The 17,030-nt window shown below is 44.5% G+C and carries 16 protein-coding genes; all 16 read left to right on the forward strand.

Annotated elements, in window-relative coordinates; translation table 11 throughout:
- Positions 1-38: 38 nt before the first annotated feature.
- Complete coding sequence (locus ACFQ2J_RS03435; RefSeq protein WP_386056595.1) at positions 39-1,565, forward strand: ABC transporter ATP-binding protein; 1,527 nt, start codon at positions 39-41, stop codon at positions 1,563-1,565.
- Positions 1,565-2,611: an ABC transporter permease gene (locus ACFQ2J_RS03440; RefSeq protein ID WP_386056597.1), complete on the forward strand. Its 1,047-nt coding sequence runs from the start codon at positions 1,565-1,567 to the stop codon at positions 2,609-2,611. Before ACFQ2J_RS03435 ends, ACFQ2J_RS03440 begins: the two co-directional genes overlap by 1 nt.
- A 3-nt stretch (positions 2,612-2,614) precedes the next feature.
- On the forward strand, positions 2,615-3,568 hold the full coding sequence (locus ACFQ2J_RS03445; protein WP_386056599.1) for an ABC transporter permease: 954 nt from the start codon (positions 2,615-2,617) through the stop codon (positions 3,566-3,568).
- Between the two features lie 168 nt (positions 3,569-3,736).
- Positions 3,737-5,029 carry an EF-P 5-aminopentanol modification-associated protein YfmF gene (gene yfmF, locus ACFQ2J_RS03450; RefSeq protein ID WP_386056601.1) on the forward strand — a complete coding sequence of 431 codons (1,293 nt, stop codon included), beginning with the start codon at positions 3,737-3,739 and terminating at the stop codon, positions 5,027-5,029.
- Entirely contained in the window at positions 5,026-6,330 is a 1,305-nt protein-coding gene (gene yfmH, locus ACFQ2J_RS03455; protein WP_386056603.1) for an EF-P 5-aminopentanol modification-associated protein YfmH, read from the forward strand. Before yfmF ends, yfmH begins: the two co-directional genes overlap by 4 nt.
- The gene (gene ymfI / locus ACFQ2J_RS03460) at positions 6,320-7,039 is read left to right on the forward strand and encodes an elongation factor P 5-aminopentanone reductase (protein ID WP_386056605.1); all 720 of its coding nucleotides are present in this window, start codon (positions 6,320-6,322) and stop codon (positions 7,037-7,039) included. Before yfmH ends, ymfI begins: the two co-directional genes overlap by 11 nt.
- Positions 7,040-7,118: 79 nt before the next feature.
- A complete protein-coding gene (locus ACFQ2J_RS03465; RefSeq protein WP_386056607.1) occupies positions 7,119-7,379 on the forward strand; it encodes a DUF3243 domain-containing protein in 261 nt (86 codons plus the stop codon).
- A gap of 221 nt (positions 7,380-7,600) precedes the next feature.
- Complete coding sequence (locus ACFQ2J_RS03470; RefSeq protein ID WP_386056608.1) at positions 7,601-8,392, forward strand: DUF3388 domain-containing protein; 792 nt, start codon at positions 7,601-7,603, stop codon at positions 8,390-8,392.
- A 21-nt stretch (positions 8,393-8,413) separates the two neighbouring features.
- Positions 8,414-9,316, forward strand: a complete 903-nt coding sequence (locus tag ACFQ2J_RS03475) for a helix-turn-helix domain-containing protein (RefSeq protein ID WP_386056610.1) — start codon at positions 8,414-8,416, stop codon at positions 9,314-9,316.
- A gap of 122 nt (positions 9,317-9,438) precedes the next feature.
- Positions 9,439-10,017, forward strand: a complete 579-nt coding sequence (pgsA, locus tag ACFQ2J_RS03480) for a CDP-diacylglycerol--glycerol-3-phosphate 3-phosphatidyltransferase (RefSeq protein WP_386056612.1) — start codon at positions 9,439-9,441, stop codon at positions 10,015-10,017.
- Entirely contained in the window at positions 10,018-11,265 is a 1,248-nt protein-coding gene (locus ACFQ2J_RS03485) for a competence/damage-inducible protein A (RefSeq protein WP_386056614.1), read from the forward strand. It begins immediately after the preceding gene.
- 163 nt (positions 11,266-11,428) lie between these two features.
- Positions 11,429-12,460 (forward strand): recombinase RecA, encoded by a 1,032-nt coding sequence (gene recA / locus ACFQ2J_RS03490; protein ID WP_386056615.1) that lies wholly within the window; start codon positions 11,429-11,431, stop codon positions 12,458-12,460.
- A gap of 301 nt (positions 12,461-12,761) precedes the next feature.
- On the forward strand, positions 12,762-14,327 hold the full coding sequence (gene rny, locus ACFQ2J_RS03495; protein WP_386056617.1) for a ribonuclease Y: 1,566 nt from the start codon (positions 12,762-12,764) through the stop codon (positions 14,325-14,327).
- 252 nt (positions 14,328-14,579) lie between these two features.
- Positions 14,580-15,377, forward strand: coding sequence for a TIGR00282 family metallophosphoesterase (locus tag ACFQ2J_RS03500; protein WP_386056619.1), 798 nt, complete (start codon positions 14,580-14,582; stop codon positions 15,375-15,377).
- A gap of 107 nt (positions 15,378-15,484) precedes the next feature.
- Positions 15,485-15,745 carry a stage V sporulation protein S gene (locus ACFQ2J_RS03505; protein WP_320378968.1) on the forward strand — a complete coding sequence of 87 codons (261 nt, stop codon included), beginning with the start codon at positions 15,485-15,487 and terminating at the stop codon, positions 15,743-15,745.
- A 193-nt stretch (positions 15,746-15,938) separates the two neighbouring features.
- Positions 15,939-16,862, forward strand: coding sequence for a dipeptidase (locus tag ACFQ2J_RS03510; protein WP_386056621.1), 924 nt, complete (start codon positions 15,939-15,941; stop codon positions 16,860-16,862).
- Positions 16,863-17,030 lie beyond the last annotated feature (168 nt).

Here is a 17,030-nt window from a genome sequence, read left to right on the forward strand (position 1 = left end):
ATAATTTTGGGGACAAAAAAGGGGAGTGAGGAGAAATCATGGATTATGTTATTGAGATGCTTGGCATCCGTAAAGAGTTTCCAGGGATCGTTGCAAACGATGACATTACCCTCCAGGTAAAAAAAGGCGAAATCCATGCCCTGTTAGGTGAAAACGGTGCGGGGAAATCAACGTTGATGAACGTTTTGTTCGGTTTGTATCAGCCGGAAAAAGGTGAGATCCGCGTCCGTGGAGAGAAAGCGAATATCAAAGGGCCGAATGATGCCAACCAATTAGGGATCGGCATGGTGCACCAGCACTTCATGCTCGTGGATACGTTCACGGTAACGGAAAATATCATTCTTGGAAGTGAACCTAGTAAACTAGGAAAAGTAGATATAAAGAAAGCAGAAAAAGAAGTGAAGGAGATTTCCGATCGGTACGGATTGAAGGTCGATCCTCGCTCGAAAATCCGCGACATTTCAGTCGGAATGCAGCAGCGTGTGGAAATATTGAAAACGCTTTACCGTGGGGCAGACATCCTGATTCTGGATGAACCGACAGCAGTTCTGACCCCTCAGGAGATCAAAGAATTGATCGAGATCATGCGTACCCTTGTTAAAGAAGGGAAATCGATCATTCTAATTACACACAAGCTTAAAGAAATCATGGAAGTATGTGATCGTTGTACTGTCATCCGTAAAGGAAAAGGCATCGGAACCGTTGATGTTGCTGGTACAAATCCGACGGAGCTAGCATCCTTGATGGTGGGCAGGGAAGTTTCCTTTTCCACTGAGAAGACTCCTGCACATCCGAAAGAAAATGTGCTGGCTGTAAAGGACCTGATCGTCAAAGATGCCAGGAAAGTAGACATGGTCAAGGGTCTGAATTTGGAAGTCAAGGCGGGAGAAATCGTTGGAATCGCTGGTGTCGATGGGAATGGTCAGTCTGAATTGATCGAGGCGATCACCGGGCTGAAGAAATCCGAGAGCGGAGTCATTCAATTGAATGGAAAATCCATCATGAACCTTAAACCTCGGAAAGTTACGGAAGCGGGTGTTTCCCATATCCCTCAGGACCGTCATAAATATGGACTGGTACTTGATTTTCCGATTGGTGAAAATATGGTTCTGCAAACCTATTATCAAAAGCCATACTCAAAAAATACCGTTATGAACTTCAAAACTATCTATAACAAAGCGAGAGATTTGATCAAGGAATATGACGTGCGTACCCCTAGCGAGTACACTCCTGCACGTGCACTGTCAGGTGGAAATCAGCAGAAAGCGATTATCGGCCGTGAGGTGGACAGATCCCCTGATCTGATCATTGCAGCCCAGCCGACTCGTGGTCTGGACGTAGGTGCAATCGAATTCATCCATAAGAAATTGATCGAAGAACGTGATAAAGGACGTGCTGTTTTACTTTTATCCTTCGAGTTGGATGAGATCATGAACCTGAGTGACCGTATTGCCGTCATGTTCGATGGCCAGGTGGTTGCAGAAGTGAAGCCGGAGGAGACGAGCGAGCAGGAACTGGGTCTTCTGATGGCTGGTAGCAAGCAGGAAAAGGCAGGTGACGCGTGATGTTTTCCAATCGTACAGTTAATATTCTGATTCCGATCATTTCCGTTATACTAGGGCTTCTATCCGGTGCGATCATCATGCTTATATTCGGTTACAATCCGGTTGAAGGGTATGCAGCATTATGGAAAGGCTCTTATGGTGATCTTTTCTTCCTTGGAGAAACGTTACGTCTTGTAACACCATATATCTTATCAGGACTTGCGGTTGCATTCGCATTCCGCACGGGTCTGTTCAATATCGGTGTCGAAGGACAGGTATTCATGGGCTGGCTTGCCTCCGTGTGGGTAGGGGTGGCGATCGATGCACCAATGATCATCCATCTTCCGTTGGCGATCATTGCAGCAGCTCTAGCTGGAGCAGCCTGGGGATTCATACCGGGTCTTTTGAAAGCGAAACTAGGTGTCCATGAAGTTATCGTAACAATCATGATGAACTACATTGCACTATATACATGTAATGCCATCGTACGTAATGTAATTACAGACGGTCAGGATCGTACAGATCGAGTAGCTGATTCAGCTTCTCTTGGCGCAGAATGGTTATCCCAACTGACGTACTTCTCCCGTCTGCATTATGGACTGTTGATCGCACTTGGCGGAGCATTCGTCATGTGGTTCTTGTTGAATAAGACTACAAGAGGATTTGAGCTTCGTTCAGTCGGTTTCAACCAGAATGCTTCAAGCTACGCTGGAATGAACGTAAGCAGAAACATCATTCTGTCCATGGTGATTTCCGGAGGTTTCGCTGGACTTGCCGGTGCGATGGAAGGGTTAGGGACATTCGGATACATGTCAGTTAAAGCCGGATTTACGAACATCGGTTTTGATGGTATCGCTGTTGCCCTACTGGGTGCGAACACGGCAATCGGCGTCATTTTTGCAGCATTGTTATTCGGAACATTGAAAATCGGTGCATTGGAAATGCCCACAAGCGCCGGTGTTCCGACAGAACTGGTAGAAATCGTAATTGCATTGATCATTTTCTTCGTAGCATCAAGTTATATGATTCGTTGGTTCATATTGAAATTCAAAAAGGAGGGGAAATAAGCGATGGGTATCATTGAAGTCTTACAGGTCATCATTCCATCTGCAATTTTCTTTGCCGCCCCTCTGATTCTGACTGCAGTCGGCGGTGTATTCAGTGAACGGTCAGGTGTCGTCAACATTGGTCTTGAAGGGTTGATGGTCATGGGGGCGTTCGTCGGAATCGTCTTCAACCTGACTTTCGCAGAGACGCTCGGTTCATGGACGCCGTGGTTATCGATTCTGGTCGCGATGGTAGTCGCATCCTTGTTCTCGATCATCCACGCGGTCGCTTCAGTGACTTTCCGTGCAGACCAGGTCGTAAGTGGCGTAGCCATCAACTTCCTTGCGTTAGGAATCGGTTTGTTCCTTACGAAGCAGTGGTACGATAAAGGGCAGACCGATATGATCAGTCAGCCGTTCTACACATTCAACGTCCCTGTATTGAGCGATATTCCGGTGATCGGAACATTGTTCTTCTCGAAAATGTATGCGACGTCTTACTTGGCTATTTTCATTGCAATCATGGCGTGGGTCGTCCTTTATAAAACACCGTTCGGTCTGCGGCTGCGTTCTGTCGGGGAACATCCGATGGCAGCGGACACGAATGGAATCAATGTTTCACGCACACGTTATGTGGCAGTTATGATTTCCGGTGCAATGGGTGGACTTGGCGGATCGGTCTTTGCGTTGACGATCGCTTTGAACTTCTCCCACGGTACAATTGTTGGACAAGGATTCATGTCATTGGCTGCTGTCATTTTCGGTAAGTGGCATCCGTTAGGAGCGCTTGGAGCAGCATTATTCTTCGGTTTTGCTCAGAGCTTGAGCTTTTCCAATTTGGCAATTTTGCAGGATGTTCCGCAAGTATTCCTGCTGATCGCTCCTTATGTCTTGACTATCCTTGCTTTGGCAGGGTTCATAGGTAGAGCAGAGGCGCCGAAAGCCATCGGCCAGCCTTATATTAAAGGAAGCAGATAATAAAGAAAGTGCAATTCACCCGGAATGTTTTGGTTCTGGGTGAATTTTTTTACATTTAGAATGAAATCACGTATTGTAGGATTTAAGGTCAGTGCATAATGATGGATAAATGAAGTAATATTAGAAAAAAATAAATTGACAGGGATGCTACCTCAGGAGGTTTCGATTATGAAGATCAATAAAGAGAAGATGATTGAAAAGCAAGGGTACCGATTACATATCCTTCAAAGCAAGAAATATAAGACGATCAATGTCGTTGCCAAGTTCAAAAGTGCACTGCAGCGTGAATTGATGACGAAACGGGCGCTATTGCCGATGATTCTCCAAAAGGCGACGAGTTCTTACCCGGATACCCGTTCCTTACAGGCGGCAATGGAAGATCTTTATGGCATGGTACTTAACAGTGATGGTACGAAAAAAGGAGAGGATCATGTCATCAGCTTCCGCATGGAAGTTGCAAACGAAGTATATTTGAACGACCAGACTCCTCTTTTGAAAAAAGCGTTGGGATTGTTCCGTGAAGTGCTTTTCCAACCTAAAGTTGTGGACGGCGGCTTCGACCCGAAAATTGTTAACAGGGAAAAGCAGACGCTGGAACAGAAAATCACATCGATCAAAGATGACAAAATGAGCTATGCGAATATGAGGATGATCGATGAAATGTGCAAAGGGGAGCCATATTCCCTGCATGTACATGGTTATTTGGAAGATCTGAAGAAATTGGATGAAAAGGACCTCTATTCCTATTATCAATCCTTCATTTCAAATGATCTTCTCGATGTATATATCATTGGCGACCTCGAAAATATCGATGTGGAAGCCTTGATGGATGAACACTTCCGCAGAGATTCATCCGAAGTGAACCAGGATGATGGAAATGAAAAGCAGCATATAGCTGTATCCGAGCCTAAAAATATCGTGGAACATGATGACCTGAATCAAGGTAAACTCCACCTGGGCTTCCGTACTCATACGGTGTTCGGGGATGAGGATTACTTTGCTTTGCAGATTTTCAATGGTCTCTTTGGAGGTTTTCCAAGCTCCAAGCTGTTCATGAATGTCCGTGAAAAGCACAGCCTTGCTTACTATGCGGCTTCCCGATTTGAAAGTCACAAGGGGTTGCTGCTTGTATTCAGTGGTGTCGATCCGAAAGATTATGAAAAAGCAAAAACGATCATCCTTGAACAGGTAGAAGCGATGAAGAAGGGTGAATTCACAGACGAAGAGGTCGAACAGACGAAAGAACAGGTGACCAATCAGTTGCTGGAGACGATGGATAATGCACAAGGTCTGATCGAAGTGCTCTATCACCAAGTCCTTTCCGGTAAAGTCATCGAAGCCGAAGATATGATCGAACAGGTACGTGGAGTGACCAAAGAGGATGTCATCGCAATGGCCAATAAAATCGAACTTGATACGATTTACTTCTTGACCAGTCGTGAAGGGGGAGAACAGGAATGAAAGAACTAGTATATGAACAATTGAATGAAACGATTTATACAGAGACATTGGACAATGGATTGAAAGTCTACCTTCTTTCTAAGCCTGAAATGGCGAAAACCTACGGAATTTTCGGAACCAACTACGGTTCGATCGACCAGACGTTCACCCCGATCGGAAATGAGGAGACAGTGAACGTTCCTGAAGGGATTGCGCATTTCCTTGAACACAAGTTGTTTGAGAAAGAAGATCGGGATGTCTTCCAGGACTTCACGAAACTTGGTGCATCTGCAAACGCATTTACATCTTTTACAAAAACTGCCTACTTGTTCTCTGCGACGAACCATATCGAGAAGAATGTAGAAACCCTTTTGGATTTTGTCCAGGATCCATTCTTCTCTGATGAATCTGTAGAAAAAGAAAAAGGAATCATTGCTCAGGAGATCCGAATGTACGATGACCAGCCGGACTGGCGTGCATTCTTCGGTACAATCCAGAGCCTCTATCACGAACATCCGGTGAAAATCGATATCGCGGGTACCGTGGATTCGATTCAGAAAATCACAAAAGAAGACCTTTATACTTGTTACGAAACATTCTATCACCCATCCAACATGTCTTTATTCATTGCCGGAGACATCGATCCGGAAAAGATGATGGAGCAGATCAAAAACAATCAGAGCAGCAAGAGTTTCGCCAAAGAAGAGGAAATCAAACGTTCCTATCCTGATGAACCTGATCACGTGGCCAAGTCCTTCGACTCGATTGAAATGCCTGTATCGACTTCCAAGTGCATGGTGGGGATCAAGGAAAAGGTGAAAGGGTTGAGAGGTGAAGACATCCTAAGGTCAGAACTATTATCCGGGATGATCCTTAGTCATTATTTCTCTAAAAGTGGAGAGTTCTATGAAGAGCTTTACCAAAACGACCTGATCGATGATAGCTTCCACTTCGAGACGGACCTTGATGTGGAATTCGGATTCACGATCATTGGTGGTGATTCCCGAAAGCCGGATGAACTTGCAGACCGAATCAAGGAAATGCTGCACCAGCTGAAGGATCAGAAAATCGATCCGGAAGATTTCGAACGGATGAAACGTAAGAAAATCGGACATTTCCTTCGTGCAATGAACTCGATGGAATTCATCGCCAACCAGTTTTCCCACTATCATCTGCTTGGCGTCGATTTGTTTGAAGTGCTTCCGACCATTGAAAGCCTCACAATCGATGATGCAACTGCTTTTCTGGAACACTGGATCAAGGAAGATCGTATAGCTGTCTTCCAGGTAAAGCCGGCGGCAAGTGAGAAGCATGCCGGGTAGTGTGCTCATATTAGGAGCCAGTGGTGATATCGGTAAGGCGATTGCAAAAAGTACAGTCGAAGAAGGAGCTAATGTCCTGCTTCATTATCACTCTAATCGCTCTTCCATTGACGCGCTGGTTTCTGAACTACCGGAAGCACGTGTGCTCGGCACGGTGCAAGCGGATTTATCGACTTCTGAGGGAATCAAACAATTGATCAACAGCATCCCTTTTACACTCGACGGGATCATCTTTGCGGGAGGATCCAGCTTTCAGGGCTTGCTCCAGGACGCGGGGGAAGCAGACATGGATCTGCTTTACCATCTTCACGTCAAAACACCATGGATGGTCGCCTCAAGCTTTTTACCACAGATGATTCACAAACGGAGAGGAAAGATCATTCTCATCTCTTCAGTCTGGGGGAGTGTTGGTGCAAGCATGGAAGTGTTATACAGTTCGGTAAAAGGAGCACAGAACAGTTTTGTTAAAGCTCTGGCGAAAGAGGCAGGACCAAGTGGCGTACAAGTGAATGGGATAAGCCCTGGATTCATTGATACAAAAATGAACAGCCTTTATTCTGAAGAAGAAAAAGCGGTCATTTTTGATGAAATTCCGCTAGGGCGTCCTGGACTTCCGGAAGAAATCGCATCCGTTGCCGCCTTCCTCATCAGTGATCGATCCAGCTACATCAATGGTCAGATCATCACAGTCGACGGCGGTTGGACCTGAAGCATTTTATTATATTCATGTATAATGCATCCATTTTTTCTAAAACTAACGGTGTACCATATTTAAAGGAGGAAATGGAATGTCTGTACTTGATAATTTCGACTCTTGGAAAGACTTTTTGGGCAACCGTCTTCACCAGGCTGAAGGACAAGGGATGAAGCAAGGGGCAGTATCGAATATTGCATACGAAATCGGCGGTTATTTAGCGAAAAATGTCGATGCGAAAAACGAGCAGGAAGCGATCCTTCGTGATTTGTGGAATGTTGCAGATGAACAAGAACAGCATGCCATTGCGAACATGATGGTGAAGCTTGTTCAGAATGACGGTACACACCAGTAAGAAGAAGAATGCAAGAGGAAGAGCCGGGCGGATGTCACGGCTCTTCATTTGTTAAAAATAGTAAACAACACCTTTAAAGTAGAAATAGTTGCACTTTTGTCGAATATTATCATTTAACTCCTTTTCTAAAATATGAAAATCATTTATTATAAAATAAGAGATTGAAACATGCTTGTGGATGGTATACATAAAGATGACGGATTACAAGAGGAGATGGAAGTATGGAAAGGAAAAAGTGGTATTTGGAATATGAAATCCAATATAACCGTCCAGGCTTGCTCGGGGATATTTCCTCTTTGCTTGGTATGATGTCCATCAATATCATTACCATCAATGGGGTGGAGAACTCCCACAGGGGCATGCTCCTTCTTTGTAAAGACGATGATCAGATTACAAGGCTGAAATCGATTCTGAAGACGATGGATACGATCAAAATCACGAAGCTGCGCAGACCGAAGCTGCGGGACACGCTTGCAGTGAGGCATGGAAGATACATACATAGCGATATTGATGACCGTAAGACATTCCGATTCATTCGCGAAGATTTGGGGTTGTTGGTTGATTTCATGGCAGAGCTGTTTATGAAAGATGGACACAAGCTTGTCGGTATCCGTGGGATGCCACGTGTTGGAAAGACTGAGTCTGTCGTTGCTGCGAGTGTCTGTGCCAACAAACGTTGGTTATTCGTATCGAGTACGCTTCTTAAGCAGACGATCCGGAATCAGTTGATTGAAGATGAGTACAGCGAAGACACATTGTACATCATCGACGGAATCGTTTCGACTCGAAGAGCAAGCGAGAAACATTGGCAGCTTGTCAGGGAAATCATGCGTTTGCCAGCTACCAAAGTAGTGGAACATCCTGATATTTTTGTGCAGGAATCCGAGTATAAACTGGAGGATTTCGATTACATCATTGAACTGAGGAACAGTGATGATGAAGAAATCACCTATGAAAAAGTGGAGAAACCAGAATGGAACCCAAGCGACGGTTTTTCTATGTTTGATTTTTAATTGTATTGGAAGGTGTTATAGATGGAGCTTGGTACCCGTTTAAGGGAAGCGCGTGAAGCGAAGAAATTATCATTGGAAGAAGTCCAGGACGTTACAAAAATACAAAAACGTTATCTTCAGGCAATTGAAAAGGGAAACCTGAGTGTACTGCCTGGGAAATTCTATGCCAGGGCATTCATAAGGGAATATGCAGCAGCTGTCGGGCTGGACCCGGATGAAGTGATGGAAACGCATGCGAATGAACTTCCTGCATCAGAGGATGAGTCGATCAACTACACCCGGTTGCAGCGGTCGAAGAAAGAATCCGTTTCAACTGGACCAGGATTCTCGAAGTTATTTCCCACCATCATGACTGTATTGCTTATCATTCTGATTGCATTTGCAATCTGGTACTTCGTCCGTTTGCAAATGGAGCCTGATACGGGTGGTGGACAAACCGATGAAGGCACGGATGAGTTCATCATCAACGATCCTGCGCCATCGAGCAATGAGGATGATGAGGAAGCTGCTGAAGAAAATGGTGAAGAAGATCAAAACGCCACTGAAGATAAAGAAGCTCCTGAAGAGGAACCGGAAGAACCGGAACAGCCTGAATTGGAACTGAATCTTGTGGAAGAAGGTACGGGCAGTTTCCCGATGCACACATTTGAGTTGAAGAATGCTGAAGAAATCAACGTTACCCTTGAACTTGATGGGAAGAGCTATCTTGAAGTGAAGGAAGGTCCGAATGGAGAACATTTGACTTCCCCTGTCAATTACAGTGAAGGGGACTCCCCATTGGAATTTGAATTCACTGGTAAGGACCAGATCTATATCAGCATGGGATTTGCGCCTGCCGTAACCGTAAAAATCAATGATGAAGTCGTCGATTTTCCTGTAGATAAACAATCGCAGAAATTTTTGATTGATATTGTGAACGAATAATGGAACCTAGCTGTTCCGAAAGTGAGAAACAAAAGAGTCATTGGGTCATCCCTCTGGCTCTTTTCAACCGATGCTTTTGGAACAGCTTTTTCTATCATGAATTGTTGTTAGGAGTGGATAGCATGAATATTCCAAATCGAATTACGTTATCACGAATTTTTTTGATCCCCATCTTCATCGTCCTGATGTCAGTACCTTTTGATTGGGGAACATACCAAATGGGAGAGGCGGAATTGCCGATCGCCCATCTGGCAGGAGCCATCCTATTCATCATTGCCTCTACTACAGATTGGATTGATGGGCACTACGCACGTAAGCACAACCTTGTTACGAACCTTGGGAAATTCCTTGATCCATTGGCAGATAAACTACTCGTTTCTGCAGCACTTATCCTGCTTGTCGAAATCGATCTTGCAGCAGCATGGATCGTGATCATCATCATCAGCCGAGAATTTGCAGTCACAGGACTAAGGTTGGTGGCGGCGGGAGAAGGGATCGTACTTGCAGCCAGCAATATGGGTAAATGGAAAACGACCTTGCAGATCGTTGCTATCTCAGCGCTGTTGCTTCATAACTGGCCGTTTGCCTTTATCGGTTTTCCGTTTGCAACTGTTATGCTTTATGCAGCCATGATTATTACAGTCATTTCTGGGTATGATTATTTCAAAAAGAACTGGCATGTCATGAGGAGCTCGAAATAAATGAGGACAATCAATGCAGAGGTCATAGGTGTTGGTACGGAACTTTTGCTTGGGCAAATTGCGAATACGAATGCACAATGGATATCACAGCAGCTTGCTGTCCTAGGTATCCACGTCTATCACCATAGTGTTGTGGGAGACAACCTGGAGCGCTGCAGTCAGACATTCCAGACAGCTCATAACCGTTCGAATCTGGTCATCGTGACAGGAGGACTGGGGCCGACGGAAGATGACATGACGAGGGATGCTGCACAATCCATCTTTGGTCAAAAGCTGGTGACAGATGAAGAGAGTATGGAACGGATCGAGCACTTCTATGTAAAGAACAATCAACCGATGTCACCGAACAATCGGAAGCAGGCGCTTGTGTTTGAGCATGCCGATGTCCTTCAGAATTTAGAGGGCATGGCGCCTGGAATGATTGTACAGCATGAATCGACGGCGTGGGTGTTCCTGCCAGGTGTTCCTTCTGAGATGAAATTTTTGATGAATCAACATGTACTGCCTTTTTTGAAGGATCGTTTTCAACTGGAAGCAGAAATCGCATCAGAAATGCTTCGCTTCATCGGGATTGGCGAATCTCAGCTGGAACACGATCTTGCAGATATCATCCAGTCTCAGACTAATCCTACAATCGCTCCACTTGCAAGTGAAGGAGAAGTAGGGCTGAGACTTACTGCGAAAGCTGCATCATCAGAAGAAGCTAAACGATTGATCGAAACTGCGAAAACAAGAATCCTTGCTGTGGCAGGTGAGTATTACTACGGATCAGATAACATTACGATAGAAGAAAAAGTGTTGAAGATGCTACAGGATCGAGGTTGGTCCATTGCATCTGCTGAAAGTCTTACAGGTGGAAGATTCATGGACCGTCTCGTCTCCATTCCAGGAGCTTCGTCAGTATGCAATGGAGCAATCGTAGCCTATAGCGCTGAAGTAAAAGAGCGCGTGCTGGAGGTCCCTAAGTTCCTACTGAAGAAGTATGGTACAGTAAGTGAAGAGTGCGCCTCTTGCATGGTGCTGAATGTCCAAAGCATGCTCGAGAGCGATGTAGCTGTCAGTTTCACAGGTGTGGCTGGCCCTGATGCTGTCGAAGGGCATGAAGCAGGGACAGTGTATATCGGGTTGCAGTTGAAAGATCAACAACCGATCATCCGTAAGTTCCACTTTACTGGAAGAAGGGAACAGATACGGAACCGTGCCGTGAAAAAAGCACTGGAAATGATTTTTCATCAGTTAAAAAAATGATTCAGTCTAAGGGAATCATGCGATAATTCACAATTGATCCGGCAAACGTTGAATTATCGCATGATTTTTTCTGTTGAAAATAGGGAACATTTATTCGCTTTTTTGTTGGCAAATCGTTCAAAACAAGTTATTATAGGGATAGAAATGGTGAAAGGGGATAATTATGAGTGATCGTAAACAGGCATTAGATATGGCACTTCGTCAAATTGAAAAGCAATTCGGTAAAGGCTCCATCATGAAACTTGGTGAATCAGCAGAACAGAAGGTGAACACGGTACCTAGTGGATCCCTTGCATTGGATGTTGCACTTGGAGTAGGTGGATACCCTAGAGGACGTATTGTTGAGATATATGGACCGGAATCTTCCGGTAAAACGACTGTAGCACTGCATGCGATTGCTGAGGCACAGCGCCGCGGTGGACAGGCTGCATTCATCGATGCAGAGCATGCACTCGACCCTGTATATGCTAGAAACCTGGGAGTGAATATTGAAGAGCTTCTTCTTTCCCAGCCGGATACAGGAGAACAGGCACTTGAAATTGCTGAAGCATTGGTACGAAGTGGAGCGGTAGACATGGTTGTCATCGACTCTGTTGCTGCATTGGTACCAAAAGCAGAAATCGAAGGTGAGATGGGGGATTCCCACGTCGGTCTTCAGGCGCGTTTGATGTCCCAGGCGCTCCGTAAATTGTCAGGTGCTATCAACAAATCGAAAACGACTGCCATCTTCATCAACCAGATCCGTGAAAAAGTCGGAGTCATGTTCGGTAATCCGGAAACGACTCCTGGTGGCCGTGCGTTGAAATTCTATTCATCTGTCCGACTGGAAGTGCGTCGTGCTGAAACGCTTAAGCAGGGCAATGATATGGTCGGAAACAAGACTCGTATCAAAGTCGTCAAAAACAAAGTAGCTCCTCCGTTCAAACAAGCGGAAGTGGATATCATGTATGGGGAAGGTATTTCACATGAAGGTGAATTGATCGACATCGGTACGGATTTGGATATCGTTCAGAAGAGTGGTTCCTGGTACTCCTACAATGATGAGCGTCTTGGACAGGGAAGGGAAAATGCGAAGCAGTTCCTTAAAGAGAATAAAGATATCCTCGATGATATCAATAACAGGATTCGTCAGCATTATGATATGTCAGGTGAAGATGCAAGCAAAGAAGAAAATCAGGAAACCCTGGACGTATAAGATCCAACGGATATAACAGGGATTTTCAGAGGCAGAGTATGGACGTTGGAAAGTCCGTACTCTGCATTTTTCTACATAAAATGACAGAAATTTTCGAAAGAAACGCTGAAGCCTTTTGTGATAAGGCTTTGCAATATGACATATATTTGACGATTCCTTGACATTGGTTGACCACAAGCTTAAAATTAATGTGTATCATTTTCATATTTTATACACGATTGAAACAATTTTTGAAACTGAAAATGAAACGTCTGTACATGCCGACAAATTGTACAAGTTCATAGCAAGAGGAGGTGGAATCATGGATAATTTGGTATCCCTGCTCATCTTCATTTTGCTTGCCCTGATCGTCGGTATTGTTGTTGGTTATCTAATTCGGAAATCCATCGCCGAAGCGAAGATCTCAAGCGCAGAACAACTAGCGAAACAGATTGTCGAAGAAGGCCATCGCAATGCAGAAGCTGCTAAGAAAGAAGCGCTTTTGGAAGCGAAGGATGAAAATCATAAAATTCGACAAGATGCTGAGAATGAAATTCGTGAGCGTCGATTGGAATTACAAAAAACTGAGAACCGTCTGACACAAAAAGAAGAGAACCTCGATCGCAAAAGTGAAACGCAGGATAAGCGTGAACTGACGCTCGAGAAGAAAGAGGAGACTCTTACCGAAAAACAACAACAAATTGAAGTAATGGAAAGCAAAGTGAAAGCTATGCTGCAAGAGCAACAGACTGAGCTTGAACGTATTTCCGGTTTGACCTCCGACCAGGCAAGACAAGTAATCCTGGAAAGAGTTGAACAAGAGGTTTCACATGAATCTGCCCTAATGATCAAAGAAGCAGAAAACCGTGCTAAAGAGGAAGCGGATAAGAAGGCTAAAAGCATTCTTTCACTTGCCATGCAACGTTGCGCGGCTGATCACGTAGCTGAAACTACCGTATCTGTGGTCAATCTTCCTAATGATGAAATGAAAGGACGGATCATTGGTCGTGAAGGCCGTAACATCCGTACCCTCGAAACATTGACTGGAATCGATTTGATCATTGACGATACGCCGGAAGCTGTCATTCTTTCCGGGTTTGATCCGATCCGCCGTGAAACAGCCCGAATTGCTTTGGAGAAATTGGTTCAGGATGGCCGTATCCATCCAGCCCGTATTGAGGAGATGGTTGATAAATCTCGTCGTGAAGTGGATGAATATATCCGGGAGGTTGGAGAACAGACTACATTTGAAGTAGGAGTTCACGGACTGCATCCGGATCTGGTGAAGATACTAGGTCGTTTGAAGTACCGTACAAGTTATGGTCAGAATGTGTTGAAACACTCGATGGAAGTTGCGTTCCTTTCAGGTCTGCTGGCAGCAGAGCTAGGGGAAGACGAAACACTCGCACGTCGTGCTGGTTTGCTTCATGATATCGGTAAAGCGATCGACCATGAAGTAGAAGGAAGTCACGTAGAGATCGGTAAGGAGCTGGCAACGAAGTACAAAGAGAATGAAGTAGTGATCAATTCGATCGCTTCTCACCATGGTGATGAAGAGCCTACTTCCATTATCTCAGTACTTGTGGCCGCTGCAGATGCTCTATCAGCAGCACGACCTGGAGCAAGAAGCGAAACACTTGAGAACTATATCAAACGTCTTGAAAAGCTGGAAGAGATTTGCGAATCCCATGATGGAGTCGAAAAATCTTTCGCTATTCAAGCAGGACGAGAAGTTCGTATCATGGTAAGACCGGATGATATTGATGATGTCGCTGCTACCAAGTTGGCAAGGACGATACGGAAACAAATTGAGGAAGACCTCGACTATCCGGGTCACATCAAAGTTACAGTCATTCGCGAAACGCGTTCCGTAGAATACGCAAAATAAGAAAGCGGCCATTTGGTCGCTTTTTTATTTTTCCCTGGAAATTAGACTCAAGAACATTTACATTTGGACATCTATTTGAGGTTCCGTTCATTGCGCTGTTTCGCTTTGACAACGCAGGAGCGGTGTGTGAAACTGATTTTAATAGCAAACCCTGAATAACAATTCAACGTGAAATTCAGAAGCGGCTAGATAGATGTTCCATGTTTTACAATCCATCACTATACTAAATACACATATAGAAAGGAAATGAACATGAAAATTTTATTCATAGGAGACGTCGTGGGATCTCCTGGAAGAGATATGGTCCAGGAATACCTTCCGAAACTGAAATCGAAATACCAGCCGACGGTAACGATCATTAATGGTGAAAATGCAGCCTCCGGTAAAGGGATCAATGAAAAGATCTACCGGAACTTCCTTCAGTGGGGGGCGAATGCGGTAACGCTCGGGAACCATGCATGGGACAAGAAAGAGATTTTCGATTTTATCGATCATGCAGAATATATGGTCCGCCCGGCTAATTTTCCTGCAGGTACACCAGGAAAAGGGCTCACCTTCGTAAAAACGAATAAAGGCGAGGTTGCAGTGATCAATCTTCAAGGAAGGACGTTTATGACACCGAATGACGATCCTTTTCGGGTGATCGATGAGTTGATTGAGGAAGCAAAGCAGCGTACCAATATCATCTTCCTGGATTTCCATGCGGAAGCTACCAGTGAAAAACAGGCGATGGGATGGTATGTGGACGGCAGGGTAAGTGTCAATGTAGGCACACACACTCATATCCAGACAGCTGATAACCGGATATTGCCAAATGGAACCGCTTATATTTCCGATGTTGGAATGACGGGTCCTTACGACGGAATTCTGGGAATGGAAAGAGAAGCGGTCATGAAACGTTTCCTGACAAATCTGCCTGTACGTTTTGAAGTTCCAAAAAAGGGAAGGACACAATTAAGTGCTATCTTGGCAGATGTGGATGAAAGCACCGGAAAGGCAAAAGACATCAAACGGATCCTCATCAACGACGACCATCCCTTCTTCGGCTGATTATTTGAATTTTTCAAAAAATTCCTTCATAATGTAAAGGAATAATCTTCATCTCCAAGAATATAGTAGTTATGGAACAACTATCGTTTATGAAGGAGGAGCTAGTATTGGATATATTAAAAGTATCAGCTAAATCTAACCCTAATTCAGTAGCAGGCGCTCTAGCTAATGTGCTAAGGGAACGTGGCTCTGCGGAGATTCAAGCAATTGGCGCCGGCGCTTTGAACCAGGCGGTTAAGGCAGTGGCGATTGCCAGAGGATTCGTCGCCCCGAGTGGCGTTGATCTTATTTGCATCCCAGCTTTTACAGATATCATGATTGAGAATGAAGAGCGGACTGCAATCAAATTGATCGTTGAACCAAGGTAAGTAGACAAGCTCTTCCGTAACCTATAACTGACTTCAGCATTCGAGGATGTCTCAAAAGGTCCGGCACTTCATCCGGAAGTGCTTCTTACCTTGTGAGACATCTTTTTCTATGATGCTTGAAATGTGACACCGCTAGTCTGATATAATTCCTCCTGACAATGAAATGTATCCGTATGAAGAAAGGAAGAGCTTTGTGATTATAGATGCGCACTGTGATGTTCTATGGAAATTGTGGGAAAACGACTATGATTTCCATGATAGTGATCTATTACGATTGAATTATAAGAAGTGGAAGAAAAGCGATGTGAAAGTACAGTGTTTCGCGATTTTCGTGCCGGATGATGTGAAGGAAGCTGCGCAGTATGATGTGGCGCTGGAAATGGTACATATCTTTTTTGACCGGATCATTGCCCCCTACGATGATGTTAAGTTCATCACATCTAAAGAAGAACTGATAAGTCTGGCGCCCCATGCAAAAGGTGCGATGCTTACTCTGGAGGGCTGCCATGCAATCGGTCATGATCTAAATAAATTGAAAACGCTCATAAATATGGGAGTACGTGCTGTCGGACTTACTTGGAATCAGGCGAATGCGACATGTGACGGTATCGAGGAGAAGAGAGGTGCAGGGCTCAGCTCTTTTGGAGAAGAAGTCGTCGATTACTTGAACGAAGAAAGGATATGGACGGATGTTTCCCACCTTTCCTATCAGGGGTTTTGGGATGTGATGAATCGAAGCCAATATCCGATGGCTTCTCATTCGAATGTATTAGAACTGGCTGGACACCCTCGCAACCTGGATAAGGATCAATTGACAGCATTGATCAAAAGGAAGGCATGGATCGGGATTACGTTCGTTCCGGAATTCATCAATGGTCAGACGGAAGCAGAATGGATCGAAGTCCTCCCTCATATCGATTATATCCTGCGTATGGGTGGAGAAGATTGCCTTGGTTTCGGATCAGATTTCGAAGGCATCGATGATATAGTCAAAGGTTTGTATGATGTGAATGACTTTACTGCATTCGTTCAACAACTGATACCACGTTACGGACAACGTCTCGTCGAGAAAATGAGCTATGTGAATTTCATCGATAAGTTTCCAAGATTAAGATAATGTCGATTCTTGCAAGTCGTGTTCTCTTGAAAAATGATAGGGGAACGTCTATCATTAAAAGCGTACAGGACAGGATATTGGAAGTGTTTTGTTTCGTACATACATCCTATGAAACGAACTATAAGATTTATAAATTGAACCAATAGAAGATGAAGAGACAAAGGCTGA

Origin of the sequence: Thalassobacillus hwangdonensis, from assembly GCF_042675915.1 — a bacterium.
GTDB lineage: Bacteria > Bacillota > Bacilli > Bacillales > Halobacillaceae > Thalassobacillus_A > Thalassobacillus_A hwangdonensis.